Source organism: Cupriavidus sp. C1SS-2L (assembly GCF_057073735.1).
The window spans coordinates 1-17,336 of record NZ_CP172709.1 but is presented as its reverse complement, the minus strand read 5'-3'; the positions used below and the strand labels follow the sequence as shown (position 1 = coordinate 17,336).

The 17,336-nt window shown below is 64.7% G+C and carries 14 protein-coding genes; 6 read left to right on the top strand and 8 right to left on the bottom strand.

Annotation, left to right across the window (positions count from 1 at the left end; translation table 11 throughout):
• Positions 1-2 precede the first annotated feature (2 nt).
• Together fliQ and fliR are read left to right on the top strand one after the other, a co-directional pair.
• Positions 3-272 (top strand): flagellar biosynthesis protein FliQ, encoded by a 270-nt coding sequence (fliQ, locus tag ACIGJG_RS17840; protein ID WP_011301985.1) that lies wholly within the window; start codon positions 3-5, stop codon positions 270-272.
• Positions 273-302: 30 nt separating this feature from the next.
• Entirely contained in the window at positions 303-1,088 is a 786-nt protein-coding gene (fliR, locus tag ACIGJG_RS17835; protein WP_483673693.1) for a flagellar biosynthetic protein FliR, read from the top strand.
• Positions 1,089-1,165: 77 nt separating this feature from the next.
• Here fliR and ald read toward each other — a convergent pair whose 3' ends face one another.
• From ald to ACIGJG_RS17815, 4 genes are all read right to left on the bottom strand, one after another.
• Positions 1,166-2,284 (bottom strand): alanine dehydrogenase, encoded by a 1,119-nt coding sequence (gene ald, locus ACIGJG_RS17830; RefSeq protein WP_483673691.1) that lies wholly within the window; start codon positions 2,282-2,284, stop codon positions 1,166-1,168.
• A gap of 52 nt (positions 2,285-2,336) precedes the next feature.
• Positions 2,337-3,779 (bottom strand): phosphonoacetaldehyde dehydrogenase, encoded by a 1,443-nt coding sequence (phnY, locus tag ACIGJG_RS17825; protein ID WP_011301982.1) that lies wholly within the window; start codon positions 3,777-3,779, stop codon positions 2,337-2,339.
• Positions 3,780-3,878: 99 nt separating this feature from the next.
• Complete coding sequence (phnA, locus tag ACIGJG_RS17820) at positions 3,879-5,114, bottom strand: phosphonoacetate hydrolase (protein WP_011301981.1); 1,236 nt, start codon at positions 5,112-5,114, stop codon at positions 3,879-3,881.
• 29 nt (positions 5,115-5,143) lie between these two features.
• Complete coding sequence (locus ACIGJG_RS17815) at positions 5,144-5,833, bottom strand: phosphonate utilization associated transcriptional regulator (RefSeq protein WP_011301980.1); 690 nt, start codon at positions 5,831-5,833, stop codon at positions 5,144-5,146.
• A gap of 172 nt (positions 5,834-6,005) precedes the next feature.
• Between ACIGJG_RS17815 and ACIGJG_RS17810 the strand changes: the two genes are divergently transcribed.
• The 4 genes from ACIGJG_RS17810 (at position 6,006) to ACIGJG_RS17795 (ending at position 11,196) form a co-directional block, all read left to right on the top strand.
• Positions 6,006-7,031, top strand: a complete 1,026-nt coding sequence (locus ACIGJG_RS17810) for a putative 2-aminoethylphosphonate ABC transporter substrate-binding protein (protein WP_011301979.1) — start codon at positions 6,006-6,008, stop codon at positions 7,029-7,031.
• A gap of 98 nt (positions 7,032-7,129) precedes the next feature.
• Positions 7,130-8,260: a putative 2-aminoethylphosphonate ABC transporter ATP-binding protein gene (locus tag ACIGJG_RS17805; RefSeq protein ID WP_140948805.1), complete on the top strand. Its 1,131-nt coding sequence runs from the start codon at positions 7,130-7,132 to the stop codon at positions 8,258-8,260.
• A complete protein-coding gene (locus ACIGJG_RS17800; RefSeq protein ID WP_140948806.1) occupies positions 8,257-9,999 on the top strand; it encodes a putative 2-aminoethylphosphonate ABC transporter permease subunit in 1,743 nt (580 codons plus the stop codon). Before ACIGJG_RS17805 ends, ACIGJG_RS17800 begins: the two co-directional genes overlap by 4 nt.
• A 69-nt stretch (positions 10,000-10,068) precedes the next feature.
• Positions 10,069-11,196, top strand: coding sequence for a 2-aminoethylphosphonate--pyruvate transaminase (locus tag ACIGJG_RS17795; protein ID WP_220630526.1), 1,128 nt, complete (start codon positions 10,069-10,071; stop codon positions 11,194-11,196).
• 148 nt (positions 11,197-11,344) lie between these two features.
• Here the strand turns inward: ACIGJG_RS17795 and ACIGJG_RS17790 are convergent, their stop codons facing one another.
• From ACIGJG_RS17790 to ACIGJG_RS17775, 4 genes are all read right to left on the bottom strand, one after another.
• Positions 11,345-12,736: an FAD-dependent oxidoreductase gene (locus ACIGJG_RS17790; protein WP_140948808.1), complete on the bottom strand. Its 1,392-nt coding sequence runs from the start codon at positions 12,734-12,736 to the stop codon at positions 11,345-11,347.
• Positions 12,737-12,832: 96 nt separating this feature from the next.
• Entirely contained in the window at positions 12,833-14,062 is a 1,230-nt protein-coding gene (locus ACIGJG_RS17785) for an RtcB family protein (RefSeq protein WP_011301974.1), read from the bottom strand.
• A gap of 197 nt (positions 14,063-14,259) precedes the next feature.
• Positions 14,260-15,885, bottom strand: coding sequence for a methyl-accepting chemotaxis protein (locus ACIGJG_RS17780; RefSeq protein ID WP_220630527.1), 1,626 nt, complete (start codon positions 15,883-15,885; stop codon positions 14,260-14,262).
• A 293-nt stretch (positions 15,886-16,178) separates the two neighbouring features.
• Positions 16,179-16,466: a GGDEF domain-containing protein gene (locus tag ACIGJG_RS17775; RefSeq protein WP_483673689.1), complete on the bottom strand. Its 288-nt coding sequence runs from the start codon at positions 16,464-16,466 to the stop codon at positions 16,179-16,181.
• Positions 16,467-17,336: the final 870 nt, after the last annotated feature.

The following is a 17,336-nucleotide window of genomic DNA, read 5'->3' as shown; positions in this document are numbered from 1 at the left end:
CCATGACTCCGGAAACCGTAATGACCATCGCGACCCACGCGATGAAGATGACGTTGATGCTGGCGGCGCCGCCGCTGCTGGTGGCGCTTGCCGCCGGTCTGGTGGTGAGCCTGTTCCAGGCCGCCACCCAGATCAACGAAATGACGCTGACCTTCATTCCGAAGCTGGTCGCGCTGTTCGCCACGCTGGTGCTGGCCGGCCCGTGGATGATCAACACCATGGTGGACTACATGCGTGAAGTCCTCCAGAGCATTCCTGCGATGGCGCACTGACGCTGTCCTCGTCGCAATCCGCATCCTGCCGTGATCGAAGTCACCAACGCGCAGCTCTATGGCTGGATCGCGACCTTCCTGTGGCCGTTCTTCCGGCTGCTCGCGCTGATCGGCACGGCGCCGCTGTTCGGTGAATCCACCATCCCTGGCCGCGTCAAGGTTGGGCTAGCCGCCATCACCGCGATGGTGGTTTCGCCCACGCTCGGCAACCTGCCCGTGGTGCCGGTCTACTCGTGGGAAGGCCTGATCATCATCCTCAACGAAGTTGGCATCGGACTGGCTACCGGCTTCACCATGCGGCTGGTATTTGCGATCGTGCAGCAGGCCGGCGAAATCATCGGCATGCAGATGGGTCTGGGCTTCGCCTCGTTCTTCGACCGCGCCGCCGGCGGCCAGACCATGGTGCTGGCGCGCTTCCTCAATATCATCGCTGTGCTGCTGTTCCTGGCCATGGATGGCCACCTGCTGATGCTTGGCGCGCTCGTCGACAGCTTCCATGGATTGCCTATCGGCGCCACGCCGGTGTCGGGCGAAGGCTGGCACGCGGTAGCGCGTGCAGGCGGCATGGTGTTCTCGTCGGGGCTGCTGCTCGCGCTACCGATGATTGCCGCGCTGCTGACGCTGAACCTTGCCATGGGCATTCTGAACCGCGCGTCGCCGCAGCTGTCGATTTTCGCGGTCGGCTTCCCGGTCACGCTGTCGGGCGGTCTGCTCGTGCTGGCGCTGGTGATGCCGCAGATGGGCAGCTACATGCAGCACATGATCGAAGCGGGACTGGACGCGGTGAACACGGTGCTGAGCCAGTTCGCGCGCTAATGCGCGCGTGGCGAACCGTCCCGCCGGACATGGCGGGACGCGATCTCCTCACAGGGACCGATTCGTTCGCCACCCACTCAATGCGCCAGCAGTTTCGCAGCATCGTGGCATTCATAGCCAAGATCGTGCGCGACCTCCTTGCATGTCACCATGCCGAACGCCACGTTCAGGCCGTTGGCAAGATGCGGGTTGTCCGCCAATGCCGCCTTCCAGCCTTTGTCCGCGATCTGCAGCGCGAATGGCAGCGTGGCGTTGTTGAGTGCGTAGGTCGAGGTACGCGGCACCGCGCCGGGCATATTCGCGACGCAGTAGTGCAGCACCTGGCCGACCAGATAGGTCGGTTCCGCATGTGTCGTCGCCTTTGCCGTCTCGCAGCAGCCGCCCTGGTCGATCGCCACATCCACGATGACCGACCCCGGCTTCATCGCGTCCACCATGCCGGCCGTGACCAGCTTGGGCGCGGCCGCGCCAGGAATCAGCACGCCGCCGATGACGAGATCGGCCGACAGCACGTGGCGTTCGACGTTGTCCTGGTTGGAGTAGACCGTCGTCACACGGGCGCCGAGCAGACGGTCCATGCGGCGCAGCACGTCGATATTGCGGTCGATCACCACTACGTGGGCGCCGGTGCCCACGGCGATCTGCGCCGCGTTGCTGCCCACCACGCCGCCACCGAGGATCACGATCTTGGCCGGCTCCACGCCCGCCACGCCGCCCAGCAGCACGCCCATGCCGCCGCGCGCCTTCTCCAGGCAGTGCGCTCCGGCCTGCACCGACATGCGGCCCGCGACCTCAGACATGGGCGCCAGCAGCGGCAGCCCGCCGCCCGCCTGGGTGACGGTCTCGTAGGCGATGCACACCGCGCCGCTGCGGACGAGGTCAGCGCACTGGTCCGGATCCGGCGCCAGGTGCAGGTAGGTATAGAGAATCTGCCCCTCGCGCAGCATGGCGCGCTCGTTGGCCTGCGGCTCCTTGACCTTCACGATCATTTCCGCCTTGGCGAAGATCTCCTGCGCCGTGTCGACGATGGTGGCGCCGGCCTTGCGGTAATCGGCATCGCTTGCGCCGATGCCGGCGCCAGCCGTCGTCTGTACGAGCACGTGGTGGCCGTGTGCCGTCATCTCGCGCACAGACGATGGCGTCAGGCCGACGCGATACTCATGATTCTTGATTTCCTTCGGTACTCCGATCCTCATTGCTGTCTCCTGTTTGAATGGTATGCAAATCCGGTACGGTGGCGCTGCTGTCTTACCAGGGCAGCGAGTAGGTCTTGGTATTGCAGAAGCTCTTCATTGCTTCGAGCACGCCTTCCTTGTAGCCCAGCCCCGAGTCCTTGATGCCGCCAAACGGCGTCATCTCGAGCCGGTAGCCCGGGACTTCGCGGACATTGACTGTGCCCACCTGCAATTCGCGGATAAAGCGCGTGATGTAGTCGAGACGGTTGGTGCAGACCGACGACGACAGCCCGTAGGCCGTGCCGTTGGAAATCCGGATGGCGTCGTCGATATCCTTGAAGCGGATCACCGGCGAAACCGGGCCAAAGGTCTCGTGCCTGACCACGGCCATTTCCGGGTCCACGTGATCGAGCACGGTCGGCGCGTAAAGTGCGCCGTCGCGCGTGTGGCCAGCCAGCAGGCGCGCGCCGCCGGCGATGGCGGCATTCACGACGGACTCGAACTGGATGGCCGCGGCCTCGTCGATCACCGTGCCCATATCGGTTGCCGGGTCCAGCGGGTCGCCGTACTTCACTTCCTGCGTCTTGGCCACCAGCAACTCGACAAAGCGGTCGGCCACGGACTCCTGCACCAGCATCCGCTTCACCGCCGTGCAGCGCTGGCCGGAGTTCTTGTACGAGCCGCCCGCTGCCAGCGTGGCGGCTTCCTCCAGGTCGGCGTCTTCCATTACGATGATCGGATCGTTGCCGCCCAGTTCCAGCACCTGGCGTTTGTAGGCCGCCTTGGCCGCGATGTACTTGCCGATCGACACGCCGCCGGTAAAGGTCACCAGATCCACGTACTGGCTGGTCAGCAGCTCGTCGGCAATCTCGCGCGGATCGCCGGTGACCACCGACAGCATCTGCGGGGGCAAGCCGGCCTCATAGAGGATGTCGGCCAGCGCGAACGCGGCCAGCGGCGTCTTCTCGCTCGGCTTGAGCACCATGCGGTTGTTGGTCGCCACGGCCGGCGCCACCTTGTGGATCACCTGATTGAGCGGGTGATTGAACGGCGTGATAGCCGAGATGGCGCCCAGCAGCGGCTCCTTGAGCGTATAGACCTTGCGGCTCTTGCCGTGGGGCGTGAGATCGCATGAGAAGACCTGGCCGTCGTCCACGAGCGCCTGGTTAGCGGCGAACAGCAGCACGTCGGAAGCGCGGCCGACTTCGTAAAGCGTGTCCTTGAGCGACAGTCCTGATTCGAGCGTAATCAGCGTCGCGATCTCTTCCTTGCGCTTTGCGATGATCTCGCCGGCACGCATCAGGATGCGATAGCGCTCGTAGCGGGTCAGCGTCGAGCGGTATTGGTGCGCGATGCGCAGCGCGCGGCGCACGTCTTCGATATTGGCCTTCGGCACGGTGGCGATGACTTCGCCGGTGTAGGGATAGGTCACTTCGATCACGCGATCGCGATAGACCTTTTCGCCGGCAATGCGCAGCGCTTCATGGCGGATGTTGGAAGTGGCTGGCGTGCTCATGTTTGTCTCCTGTTGATCTCGTTCGGCAGGCGCGACTGTCCCCCCGCCCCTGCGCAAGGGGCGTATCAGGACAGCAGGCAGGTAGGCTGGAAGCCGCCGTCAGGCGGCGTGATTCAACGCGAGGTCGAGTGCGTCGAAGTTGCGCAGGCGGCGGTCCGGCTGCAGGCCGACCATTGAACGATTGCAGAGCAGCGGCACGACTTGCTCGGACACCCCGCCGTGGGAGCGCAGCGGTGCGTCAAGTCCGGACAGGTCATGCCTGGACTTCGATGTGCCGATCACGACGTTCTGCCGCGATACCGCGACGATGTCGCCGATGCGGTCTGGCGGCAGCCCGAAGCGCTCCGCGGCCTCCTGGCGGGTCAGCACGCTTTCCATGCCGTCGATGTCGGCGATCCGCGAAATCCAGCGGGCGGCGCTCTCGGCGTCCGGCGTATAGATGGTCGCGAACGAGCCCAGCGCGCCGTGGTGGACCACGTAGGGATCGGTAATGGGCAGGATCACGCGGGCCGCGCCCTCGCCGTACCAGCTGTCGAGCTGGTCCTGCAGGTAGATGACGTTGGGCTCGCCGGTGGCGCCGTGCTTGTCGTTCATGCCGTGGTCGGCAGTCAGCACGATCGTGGCGCCAAGCGCGTCGAGCTGGCTCAGGTAGCCGTCCATCATCTGGTAGAAGGCGTTGGCGGCCGGGCTGCCCGGAGCCGCCTTGTGTTGTACGTAGTCCGTGGTGGACAGGTACATCAGGTCGGGCCGCTCGCGCTCCATCAGCTTGACGCCGGCCGCGAAGACGAACTCTGACAGCGCCGCACTGTAGACCGACGGCACCGGCATGCCCACCATCTCCACGACGCCGGTGATGCCGTTTTCCTCCTGCGTGACCTGGTCAGCCTTCTCCGACGAGAAGCAGATTCCCGTCATGCCATGGCCGAGCAGCTTGCGCAGCTTGTCCTTGGCCGTGACCACAGCCACTTTCGCCCCGGCGTTCGCGAAGGCCGCGAGCACGGTGCCGGCGCGCAGGTACTTGGGATCATTCATCATCACTTCGGCGCCCAGTTCCCGATCGAAGAAATAGTTGCCGCAGATGCCGTGGACCGACGGCGGCGCCCCTGTGACGATGGACAGGTTGTTGGGGTTGGTGAACGAGGGAATCACGCAGTCGCCCAGCAGGCTCGTGCCGTGCTGCATGACGGTCCGCAGGAAAGGTGCCACGCCCGCTTCCGTGGCCGCGTGCAGATATTCTGGTGCGCAGCCGTCGACGCATACCACGACCACCGGGCGGTTCATCCAGCGGTAGGTCCTGCCGTTGACTTCAATGCGTTCAGCCTTGGTCGTTCCCATTTCCAATCCCCTTGGTGATGAGCGTCAGCTCATGGTTCGTTGTTGCTTTCCGGATGCACCTTGCGGTGCGCCTTGAGCATGCGTACGCGGCTGGCGGCCACGTGTGCGCGCAGCGCGGCGCCGGCATGCCTGGCATTGCCCGCCACAATGGCGTCCACGATCGCGCGGTGTTCGTCGGCAGACACATCAAGCCCTCCGCCCTGGGTCAGCGCCTGCATGCGGAACAGGTGCAACTCTTTCACGAGCCGCCGGTAGGTCTCGGTGAGCTTGTTGCTGCCCGCGTGTTGCAGCAGTAGTTCATGGAACCGCAGGTTCAGCGATGCGTACTCGGCCGCCTCTTTCTTGTTGGCGACGTCTTCCATGGCGCCCAACAGCTGGTTCAGTTCACTGACCAGCGTCGGGTTGACGCGCTGCGCCACCCGCTTGCCGATGATTTCCTCCAGGGCCTCGCGCAGTTCATAGATCTCATCGGCCTCTTCCACCGAAATCTCGCGCACGAAGACCCCGCGGTTCTTCTCGTTGCGGACCAGCCCCGCTTCCTCCAGCGCGCGCAGCGCTTCACGGATCGGACCGCGGCTAGTGCCAAAGCGCGCCGCGATATCGCTCTCGTTGATACGCGTGCCCGGTGGCAGTTCGCCGGTCATGATCAGGCGTTCGATTTCCTCCTGCACCAGCATCGGCAGCGAGCTTGAACGCAACAGTTGGATGGCGTCGGTCATTCCCATGGCTCCATTAAAGTTCCCCGTCTGTAGATTGTCAACAGTTTTCAATCTTACGTTGACAGTCTTCAGACTACGTTCTACATTGAGTTCATCTTACCGCAGGGTGCGGCACGACACACCGCGGAAGGCCGTAGTGCAGACAACAGATCTGACTAACAGGAGACAGAGCATGAAACACTCACTCGCCATGGCGCTTTGCGCTTCCGCGCTGGTATGCACGGCTGGCAGCGCTTCCGCGCAGCAAAAGACCACCCTCACGGTCTACACAGCGCTGGAAACGGACGCGATGAAGCTCTACAAGGACGGCTTCGAGAAAGCCAATCCGGATATTGAAGTGCGCTGGGTACGTGACTCCACCGGCATCGTGACCGCGCGCCTGCTGGCCGAAAAGGCCAATCCGCAGGCGGATGTGGTAGCCGGGCTGGCGGCGAGCAGCCTGGTGCTGCTGTCACAGGAAGGCATGTTGCAGGCCTACGAGCCCAAGGGTTTCCAGCAACTGAGTCCCAACTATTCCGATACCGCGCGGCCGCCGCAGTGGGTCGGCATGGACGTCTGGGCGGCCGCGATCTGCTTCAACCGCGTGGAGGCCCAGAAGCTGGGCCTGCCCAAGCCGGAGAGCTGGAAGGACCTGACCAAGCCGATCTATAAAGGCCGTATCACGATGCCGCATCCGGCCTCCAGCGGCACCGGCTACCTCGACGTGGCGGCCTGGCTGCAGATGTGGGGAGAAAACGATGGCTGGAAGTACATGGACGGCCTGCACGAGAACATCGCCCAGTATGTGCACTCCGGCTCCAAGCCGTGCAAGCAGGCGGCGACCGGCGAATTCCCGATCGGCATCTCGTTCGAATTCCGTGGCCACCAGGTGCGCAAGTCCGGTGCCCCGGTCGACCTGATCTTCCCAACCGAGGGCCTCGGCTGGGACATCGAGGCCACGAGCATCATGAAGACGACCAAGAAGCTGCCGGAAGCCAGGCGCTTCGCCGACTGGATGGCCAGCCGCGATGCGAACCAGATCAGCGCCACGTGGTGGGCCGTGGTGGCGTACCCCGGCGTCGCCAAGCCACTGGACGGCATTCCGCCCAACTACGAAAGCCGCTTCGCCCGCAACGACTTCCAGTGGGCCGCCAAGAACCGCTCTCGCATCCTGGCCGAGTGGAGCAAGCGCTACGACAGCAAGGCTGAAGCCAAGTAAGCCACGCGAGGGGGGGCGCGCCGCTCCCATCAGTACTGTCTTTACCCTCATCGCCATCGCCATCGCCATCGCAGCCATCACCAGATTGTGGGGAACCCATGGAAATGACCAGCGCCAAGTTCGTCGCCACGCGCGCCGGCAGCGTGCCCGCCCTCGAGATCCAGGGCGTGCGCAAGGAATTCGAAACCTTCACCGCCCTGCGGCATATCGACCTGACCGTCTACCAGGGCGAGATGCTGTGCTTCCTCGGCCCGTCGGGCTGCGGCAAGACCACGTTGCTGCGCATCATTGCCGGACTGGAGAAGCAGACCGCCGGCACCATCCTCCAGCTCGGGCGCGATATCTCCGCCCTGCCTCCTTCCAGGCGCGACTACGGCATCGTGTTCCAGTCGTATGCGCTGTTCCCGAACCTGACGATCGCCGATAACGTGGCCTACGGCCTCGTGAACCGTCGCACCGGCCGGGCCGAGATCGCGCAGCGGGTGCAGGAACTGCTTGACCTGGTGGGCCTGCCGACCTCCGGACGCAAGTACCCCAGCCAGCTTTCGGGGGGCCAGCAGCAGCGCGTCGCGCTGGCGCGTGCGCTGGCGACCCGGCCGGGCCTGCTGCTGCTCGACGAACCGCTGTCCGCGCTCGATGCGCTGGAACGTGTGCGCCTGCGCGGTGAGATCCGGCGCCTGCAGCAGCAAGTGGGCGTAACGACCATCATGGTCACGCACGACCAGGAAGAGGCACTGTCCATGGCCGACCGGATCGTCGTCATGAACCACGGTGTCATCGAGCAGGTCGGCACGCCGCTGGAGGTCTACGAACGCCCGGCCACGCCGTTCGTGGCGGACTTTGTCGGGCGCGTGAATGTGCTGGCCGGCACGGCGCTCGGTGGCCGCCGCTTCCGCGTGGGCACGCTGGAGCTGACCTGCGAGGGCTGCAGCCGCGAATTCGAGCCCGGCACGGCCGTCAATCTCTATCTTCGTCCCGAAGACCGCCACATCGGACAGTTCGGCGGCGACACACCCAACCAGCTGACCGTCAACATCGAGAAGGTCGAATTCCTGGGTGACACCTGCATGGCCGAGGCGAGCTGCGAGCACCTTGGCGGTCAGTCGCTGTGCCTGCAATTCACCCTCGACCAGTTCCACGATCACGGCATCCGCGCCGGCCAGCCGCTGCGTATTGCGCTGCGGGCCAGCCGCATCCAGGCCTTCGCAGCGACTGGAGCAAAACGATGAAAGAGATCGTACTTCCCCAGATGCCGTCCCAGACACCCAAGACCACCACGACAAGCTGGCTGGCCCGCTGGAACTGGGACGAAATCATCGCGCGCGCGGTGCTGGCCTGCGTGCTGCTAGCGCTGTTCCTCTTCCTGCTGGCGCCGATGTGCGCCATCCTCGCCAATGCCGTGCTCGATCGTGACGGCCATTTCGTCGGACTGGCCCACTTCGCTGCCTACATCCGCACACCGTCGCTGCTGCAGTCGGCACGCAACTCGGTAATGCTGGCCGCGAGCGTGGTCGGCATCTCCGTGCCACTGGCCTTCGTCTTCGCCTATGCGCTGACACGCAGCACGCTGCCAGCGCCGCTGAAAGCCGCCTTCCGGCTGATTGCACTGATCCCGCTGCTGGCCCCGTCCCTGCTTTCCGCCATCTCTTTCGTGCAGTGGTTCGGCAACCAAGGCGTGCTCAAGCCGCTGCTGGGCGGGGCATCGATCTACGGCGCGCGGGGCATCATCATCGCGGAGGTCTACAACACCTTTCCCCATGCGTTGATGATCCTTGTCACGGCGCTGTCGCTCGCTGACGGGCGCCTCTACGAAGCCGCCAGCGCCCTTGGCGCCAGTACCCGGCGCAAGTTCTTCAGCGTGACCCTGCCCTCCTGCAAATACGGCCTGATCAGCGCGGCGACCGTGACCTTCACCTATGTCATCTCCGACTTCGGCGCGCCCAAGGTGATTGGCGGCGACTTCAACGTGCTGTCCATCGATGTCTTCAAGCAGGTGATCGGCCAGCAGAACTTCTCGATGGGTGCGGTAGTCGGTGTGCTCCTGCTGGTGCCGTCGGTCCTCTCGTTCATGATCGACGCCGTGGTGCGCCGCAAGCTGCGCGCCCAGCTCACCGCACGTTCGGTACCCTACGCGCCCAAGCCCAATGCCTTGGCCAACGCGCTCCTCGGCGGCTACTGCATGCTGGTTTGCGCACTGTTGCTCTCCGTGGTCGGCATGGCGATCTATACCTCGCTGATCAAGCTGTGGCCCTACGACCTGACGCTGAGCCTGCAGAACTACCACATCGTGCTGTTCGAAAGCGATATGGCCGGCGCCTACAAGAACAGCCTGGTACTCGCCACCGCCACGGCGCTGTCGGGTTCGCTCATCGTCTTCACCGGCGCCTACCTGATCGAGAAAACCCGCAACCTCGGGCTGATGCGGCCGGTCATGCATTTCCTGGCGGTGCTGTCGATGGCCGTGCCGGGTCTGGTGCTTGGGCTAGGCTATGTGATCTTCTTCAACCACCCGTCGAACCCGCTCAACTTCCTTTACAACACGATGATCCTGGTGATCCAGTCGACCATCATCCACTACTACACGTCGAGCCACCTCACGGCCATCACCGCGCTCAAGCAGATCGATAACGAGTTCGAAGCGGTCTCGGCCTCGCTCAAGGTGCCGCAATGGCGCACGTTCCTGCGCGTCACGCTGCCGGTATGCCTGCCTGCCGTACTGGACATCGCCCGCTATTACTTCGTGGTGTCAATGTCGACGCTGTCGTGCGTGATCTTCCTCTACACGCCGGAAACCATCCTCGCCTCCGTCGCCATCATGCACATGGACGATGCCGGCGACATTGGTCCCGCGGCGGCGCTTGCCAGCCTGATCGTGCTCACGTCCACCGCCATCTGCCTGGTCTATGCCCTGTGCACCCGCGTGCTGCTGCGACGCACGCAGGGCTGGCGCGACCTGGCCCGCCACTGAGCGCCGCGATCCCGGAATACCGAGATACCGACAAGCCGACAGACCAGAACCCAACGTCAGGAGACACCCATGACCGCCACGCCCTACCCCATCCTGCTCACTCCCGGCCCCCTCACTACCTCGGACCGCACCCGCGCTGCCATGCTGCGCGACTGGGGCTCGTGGGACACTGACTTCAACGCCATTACCGCCCGCATTCGCCAGCAGGTGCTGGCGATCGTCCACGGCGACGACACGCATGAATGCGTGCCCCTGCAGGGCAGCGGCACCTTCTCCGTGGAGGCCGCCATCGGCACGCTGGTGCCGCGCGACGGCCATGTGCTGGTGCCTGTGAACGGCGCCTATTGCCAGCGCATCGCGAAAATCTGCAAGACCCTTGGCCGGCGCCTGTCCACCATCGACTATGCCGAGGACCGCCCCATGCGGGCAGCGGACATCGACCGCCAACTGGCTGCGGACAGCACCATCACCCACGTCGCGGTCGTCCACTGCGAAACCGGCACCGGCGTGCTCAACCCGCTGGACGAGATCGCCCAGGTCGTAGCCCGGCATGGGCGCGGCCTGATCGTCGATGCGATGAGCTCCTTCGGCGCCATCGACATCGACGCCCGCACGACCCCGTTCGATGCCGTCATTGCGGCCTCCGGCAAATGCCTGGAAGGCGTGCCCGGCATGGGCTTCGTAATCGCGCGGCGCACGGCGCTGGAGCGCTGTGAAGGCAACAGCCATTCCCTTTCGCTTGACCTCTATGACCAGTGGAAATACATGGAACGGACCACGCAGTGGCGCTTCACGCCGCCGACGCATGTGGTCGCGGCGCTTGACCAGGCGCTCCAGCAGTATGTGGAAGAAGGCGGACTTCCGGCACGCGGCGCGCGCTACGCCCGCAACTGCCAGTTGCTGGTGGACGGCATGGAGACGCTCGGCCTGAAGCCTTACCTCGAGCGCAAGGTACAGGCCCCGATCATCGTCACGTTTCATGCGCCGGCCGACCCGCGCTATGACTTCAAGACCTTCTATCAGGCCGTCAAGCAGCGCGGCTACATCCTGTATCCGGGCAAGCTCACCGAAATCGAGACCTTCCGCGTGGGATGCATCGGCCATTTCGGCGACGCGGGCATCCCCGGCGCGGTGAAGGCCATCGGCGAAGTCCTGGCGGGGATGGGCGTCGAGATCGGGATGACCGTTGCCGCGTGACGGTCGGCGCCTGCGCCATTGATTTGAGCTTGACTGACATGGCCAGGACACACCGGCGAAGCAGCCGATGCGATCCTGGCCATTTTTTATTGGCACTGCGCTGCTCCGCAGTGCGGCTTGTCAGGCAAGACTCGATACCCGCCGGCGCTCAGGCCACCTTGTCGGCTTTGCCAGCGGCCTGGGCAAAACGGGCCAGAAATTTGTCGAGCAAGAACGGTTCCGTGTGACGGTCTTCGGCGCTTTCCTTGCGCCGAATCGCGTTGCGTACCAGCAGCGACCCGAGATAGCGCACCGGTTCGGGAGGGAACTGGCCACGCGGCCCCTTCGCCAGGCCTGAACGCGTCCAGGCATTGTCCTCGCCCAATGCCAGCGACGACAGCAACTGGCCGCCCATATAGCTCGGCGCCACGCCATTGCCAGAATAGCCGAAACCATAGGAGATTGCCCGGTTTCCGTTCAGGTAGCCGAAAAACGGAAAGCCGGTAGACGAGCGGTCCGAGGGGCCATTCCAGCTGGCAATCACGGGCACATCGCTCAGGGCTGGAAAGAACGCGCGCAGGCTTTGCGTGAGCATCGTCTCGTACGGGGATGCCTGATTGAAGACCGGCGCGATGCGTCCGCGGTAGGAAAACGTATTGCCGCCCTTGCCAAGCATGAGCCGCCCGTCGCGCGTGGTGCGGTAATAGTAGACAAAGGTGCGCGAATCCAGTACCGAAGTGCCGTGATCGAGCCCGATGCTTGCCAGCAGGTCGGGGCAGCGGTCGGTCATGATCATGTCGCTCGACACAATGGCCACCGACCGCTCGAATTGCGGAAACAGCGTAGGCATCCAGGCATTGAGCGCCAGCACGACGTGGTCGGCTTCCACGCGCCCGCATGGCGTCACGACCGCGGGACGCGCGGCATCGACCAGCGAAATCATTGGCGAGCGCTCATGGATGTCGATGCCCTGGCTCAGCGCCACGCGACGCAGTCCGCGCACCAGCTTTCCGGGGTGCACCGTGCCGGCCAACGGCGAAAAGAAGCCGGAGCGGTTGCGGGCCGAGCCCGTTCGCGCGGCAACCTCGCCACTGCTCAGGCGGTGCCAGCTATTGAGCCCCCAGTCCTCCAGCGCCTGCACGACCGGATCGAGCAAACCCTCCTGGGCGGGATTGGTGGCGGTATAGATCGTGCCGTCCATGCGCAGATCGGCATCGATACCATGCAGGCGGCAGAAATCCGCGATGGCAGGGATCGCATCCTCGGACGCCCGTACCAGCCGCATGGCTTCGGCTTCGCCGAACAGCCGCGTCAACGTAAAGAGTTTGGTAGACCACGTCAGCATGCAGCCGCCGTTGCGGCCGCTCGCGCCTGCGCCGCAAATGTCGGCCTCGAGGATGGTAATTCTCGCGGCGGGGCGCCTTTGCCTGATCTGCAGCGCTGTCCATAGCCCGGTGAAACCGCCGCCTACGATGCAGATCTCGGCCTGTCGGGTTCCGCGCAAGGCGGGGGCAAGATCGGTATCGCCGAGAAGGGCCTGTTCTAGCCAGAAGGGGCGCATGGAGTCATCCGAGGGGTGGGGGTCCTCCTCAAATTACAACAATACGCCACACAATGCAACAAAATGACACACGCCTTCGCACTGCCTGTCGTCCGGCTAGCCTTTCACGCACACAAGCTGCCGGAGCGTGTGCACGATCTCCACAAGGTCTGACTGCGCAGCCATTACCGCTTCAATGTCCTTGTAGGCCATCGGGATCTCGTCGATCACGGCGGCGTCCTTGCGGCATTCCACGCCTTCGGTCGCGCGCACCTGGTCGGCCACGCTGAAGCGGCGCTTCGCCTCCGTGCGGCTCATGGTGCGACCTGCGCCGTGACTGCATGAGCAGAACGACTCCGGGTTGCCCTTGCCGCGTACGATGAACGATCGCGCGCCCATCGACCCCGGAATAATGCCCAGCTCTCCCGCGCGCGCACTGACGGCACCTTTGCGCGTGACCAGCACGTCCTGGCCGAAGTGGCGCTCCTTCTGCACGTAGTTGTGGTGGCAGTTAACGGCCTCTGCCTGCGTGGTGAACGGCTTGCGGATCACGCGCTGGGCGGCAGCCAGCACGTTGGCCATCATCAGCTCGCGGTTTCGCCGAGCGAACTGCTGCGCCCATGAGACAGCGAACACATAGTCGTCATAGTGCTCCGACCCTTCGGTCAGGTAAGCGAGGTCGCGGTCGGGCAGGTTGGCCAGGTGCCGGCGCATGTCCTGCTGCGCCAGCGCGATGAAGGTGGTGCCGATCGCGTTGCCCACGCCGCGCGAACCCGAATGCAGCATGAACCAGACGGCATCGGCCTCGTCGAGGCAGACTTCGATGAAGTGATTGCCGGTGCCGAGCGTGCCGAGATGGCTGCGGTTGTTGGTGCGGGCGAGTTGCGGATACTTGTCGGTGATGCGGCGGAAGTCGGGGGCCATCCCGGCCCAGACGCTGTCGACCTGGTCCGGGATCTTTCCCCAGGCGCCTTCGTCGCGCCGGCCGCCCTGCCCGGTGCGCCCATGCGGCACCGCGTGTTCGATGGCGCTGCGCAGCGGGCCAAGGTTATCGGGCAGGTCGGATGCGTGCAGCGATGTACGCACGGCCATCATGCCGCAGCCGATATCTACGCCGACCGCCGCCGGAATCACGGCACCTACAGTAGGAATCACCGAGCCGATGGTCGAGCCCTTGCCGAGATGCACATCGGGCATCACCGCGAGATGGCTGAAGATGAACGGCAACTGCGCGGTGTTGGCAAGCTGGCGGCGCGCCTCTTCCTCCACGGGCACGCCGCGGGTCCACATCTTGACCGGGCGGCCCTTGTCGGTCTTCAGCAGTTCGTAGCGGGCCTGTTGCGTCATGGATGTCTCCGGGTCGGATCGGCTGCAGTTTAGACGGTCAGGCCCGCAGTCAAATCCCGAAGTGAGGAAACCGGCATCCGGCGTCAGGGAACACGCTTAAAGACAACCCGCTTAAAGACACAGCAGGGCCGGGTCCTGCGCGACGGGAGCGACAGGCAGGACCCGTACCTCACCTGTCCTGCCGCCGCACTATTCCACTACGCCATGACAACGCGCCCCGAAGCCTGAATCGCCCTTGTGCCTGGTTCATGCCGCGCATGCGATTCCCCAGGCAGCCGGAAGACCGACACCAGTTCGTTCAGTTCGCGTCCTTGCTCCTCGAGCGAGCGCGACGCCGACGCTGCCTCGCTGACGAGCGAAGCGTTGTGCTGCGTGACCTGGTCGATCTGGACGATGGCCTGGTTCACCTGCTCGATGCCGCGTCCTTGTTCCGACGATGCGGTGGCAATCTCTTCGACAATGGCCATGACCTGGGCCACGGCCTGCGTGACGGACGCCATGGCGTGACCCGCCTCGCCGGCCAGTTCCGCGCCCGTGGCAACCTGCTGGCCCGACGTATCGATGAGAGCCTTGATCTCCTTGGCCGCACCGGACGAGCGCTGTGCCAGCGCACGCACCTCGCTCGCTACCACCGCAAACCCGCGGCCCTGCTCCCCCGCACGCGCAGCTTCGACGGCGGCATTGAGCGCAAGGATGTTGGTCTGGAATGCAATGCCTTCGATGATGCCGGTGATCTCGGCGATCTTGGCGGAACTCGCGCTGATGCCCTGCATGGTCTCCACTACGCGGCCCACGGTGCCGCTGCCCTCCTGCGCGACATTGGCCGCGTTGCGGGCCAGTTCCGTGGCATGGCGCGCGTTGTCGGTGTTTTGCCTGACGGTCTCGGTCAGCTCTTCCATGCTGGCAGCGGTTTGTTCCAGCGACGCGGCCTGCTCTTCGGTGCGGCTGCTCAGGTCCGCATTCCCCTGCGCGATCTCGCGCGTCGCGCCGGCAATGCTGGCGCTGCCCGACCGCACGCGCGTGACCGTTTCGGTGAGCCGTTCATTCATGTCGCGCAACGCCGCGAGCAGGCGCCCGGTCTCGTCGTTGCTGGTGACTTCGATGCGCGCGCCGAGATCGCCGCTGGCCACCGTGCGCGCCACGTCCACGGCCTGCCCGATAGGCCGCGTGATCGCGCGCGTGATCAGCACACCGCCGATCCATGCGAGGGCCACCGCGGCCAGCGCGATCACGATCAGCAGGTTGCGCCGGCTGACATAATCCGCGGCGAGCTGTGCTTCCATATCCCGCTGCCGGCGATGGGTCAGGTCGTCATAGGCGTCGACCGCACGCAGCAGCGACGCGAGCAATGGCCGGCATTGCGTGTTGATGCGGGTAATGGCCTCCTCGGCGTGCTTGTCCGCGGCCAGCGTGACGATGGCCGTCGCCACGGGTCCGTACTGGGCCTCGACGCGAACCACGTCCGCGATGCGCTGGCGCGCTTCGTCGCTGGCGGATTTGTCCTGCACCATCTGGCTGAGCTTGCCAAGGCGGCTCTGCACATCTTCATGCGCACGCAGCGCTTCCGCTTTTTCCTTGTCGATCTCGGCCGGCACGGTTGCGAGCACCATATTGCGCGCGGCGATGGCGCGGCGGTCCACTGCGGCACGCACTTCCGCGGACAGTTCGGAACGTGCATTGAGACCGTTCAGATACTGTGTGAAGCCATCCGTCGATTCACCCAGTGCGTGCAGGGAATAGGCGGATACAGCCAGCACGATGCTGGCAAGCGTGCCAAAGCCGGCGAGGAGCCGGGCCTTGATCGAGAAATCCCTGAAGTTCATGAATGCCCCCCTTCGCGTCCGTCGGACGCAAGCGCTGCGGTTGATTGCCAATCCTCCAGACAGACCCGGCAGGCATGCCCACCGTGTAACGCCTTGCGCCCGTTCCAAAGCCCTGCGCGGCCACTGCCATGCCACGCCGGCAAGGGGTTCATGCGCGGCGCCGCCGAGACAGCGCACACGATGACCACATTCGTTCAAAACCTGTTGTTCCGCTAACGGCGAGGTTCCGCAAAGTTTGACCCCTCCGAAGAAGGGCGGGGTTAACCCATGAAACAGCGCGACGGCGTGCAGCGTCAGCCCACCGCCACGCGGTCTCGCCCGTCCGCTTTGGCGCGGTACAGCGCCGCGTCGGCGCGCGACAGGACGCCATCGAGCGTGGTTTCGCCGGCCTCGACACTGGCCAGGCCAACGCTTGCCGTACACGTGGGCCAGCCGTCGCGGGCCTGCTGGTTCGCGACGGCCTGCCGCAGGCGTTCAGCCGTGGCGAGCGCGGTCGGACGGTCGGTCTGCGGCATCAGCACCACGAATTCCTCGCCGCCGAAGCGGCCGAGCTGGTCAGTGTGGCGCAAAGCCTGCCGCACAGGATCAGGACCTGAAGCAGCAGGATCGCCACAGTGAAACGCGGCCCGAAGCCCTTGCCGTGACGCCACATCAGTCGTGCGTGTGCGAGGCACACCGCTGCCACGGTGCATGCCAGCAGCACAACGCGGATTCGGTAGTCCGGCGAGATTGCCTGGTACCAGCCAAGGCCTGCCAGGCAGGCCAGGCCCGCTGCCAGCCAGCGTAGGGGGGCGTTCTTGACAGGCGCCGCTGTTTCGCCGGCGTAGCCGGCGAGTCACTTTCTGTCCGAGCGACAGAAAGTAACCAAAGAACGCGTCGCCTGGCGGCTGGCCATCAACGGTACGCTTCTTGTTATCAAGCGGCTTGGGTCTCGCGAGACGTGGTCATCGTTCAAGCCTGCTCACGCTATGTGAGTCAGAACCTGTGCCTGGCGCGGTACGACTTTTGAACGATCCCCAAGTTGGACTCGGGTACAGCGTTTCAACAACGTCAGTGGTGGGACGCCTTCGGCTGCGCTGCGCGCACGTCGTCGTCTGGGTGCAAGCTCATCAACGGCGGGCGCCCCAGGTCCGTTTTCTACTCCTTCTCTCTACTTCGCGCATGCAGCGCGGGCATCGTTGCCGAGGCGCGGTTTGCCCTGGGCTCCCGCGCTCAGACTTGAACTCTGCGCGTAGCGCAGCCGAAGGCGATCACCCGATAGCGGTAGCAGCAGGGTCCACGGACAGTTTCGGGGCTCGTTCAATCAGCGCTGTATTCCCTCTCACGGTCGTGCCCCACGCGGCAGGCAGCGTGACGCACTCTGAAGCTCATACCCGTACAACACCCTGACCCCACTACGATAAATATTCGCCCGTTAGGGCAAGCCTGACGCGCTTTTGCCTCCTTTTGTC

Coding starts and splice junctions, on each gene's coding strand:
- ACIGJG_RS17805 (WP_140948805.1), top strand. CDS start 7,130: ATGGAAATGACCAGCGCCAAGTTCGTCGCCACGCGCGCCGGCAGCGTG.
- ACIGJG_RS17810 (WP_011301979.1), top strand. CDS start 6,006: ATGAAACACTCACTCGCCATGGCGCTTTGCGCTTCCGCGCTGGTATGC.
- phnA (WP_011301981.1), bottom strand. CDS start 5,114: ATGGGAACGACCAAGGCTGAACGCATTGAAGTCAACGGCAGGACCTAC.
- ACIGJG_RS17795 (WP_220630526.1), top strand. CDS start 10,069: ATGACCGCCACGCCCTACCCCATCCTGCTCACTCCCGGCCCCCTCACT.
- ACIGJG_RS17815 (WP_011301980.1), bottom strand. CDS start 5,833: ATGACCGACGCCATCCAACTGTTGCGTTCAAGCTCGCTGCCGATGCTG.
- ACIGJG_RS17780 (WP_220630527.1), bottom strand. CDS start 15,885: ATGAACTTCAGGGATTTCTCGATCAAGGCCCGGCTCCTCGCCGGCTTT.
- ACIGJG_RS17800 (WP_140948806.1), top strand. CDS start 8,257: ATGAAAGAGATCGTACTTCCCCAGATGCCGTCCCAGACACCCAAGACC.
- ACIGJG_RS17785 (WP_011301974.1), bottom strand. CDS start 14,062: ATGACGCAACAGGCCCGCTACGAACTGCTGAAGACCGACAAGGGCCGC.
- fliQ (WP_011301985.1), top strand. CDS start 3: ATGACTCCGGAAACCGTAATGACCATCGCGACCCACGCGATGAAGATG.
- ald (WP_483673691.1), bottom strand. CDS start 2,284: ATGAGGATCGGAGTACCGAAGGAAATCAAGAATCATGAGTATCGCGTC.
- ACIGJG_RS17790 (WP_140948808.1), bottom strand. CDS start 12,736: ATGCGCCCCTTCTGGCTAGAACAGGCCCTTCTCGGCGATACCGATCTT.
- phnY (WP_011301982.1), bottom strand. CDS start 3,779: ATGAGCACGCCAGCCACTTCCAACATCCGCCATGAAGCGCTGCGCATT.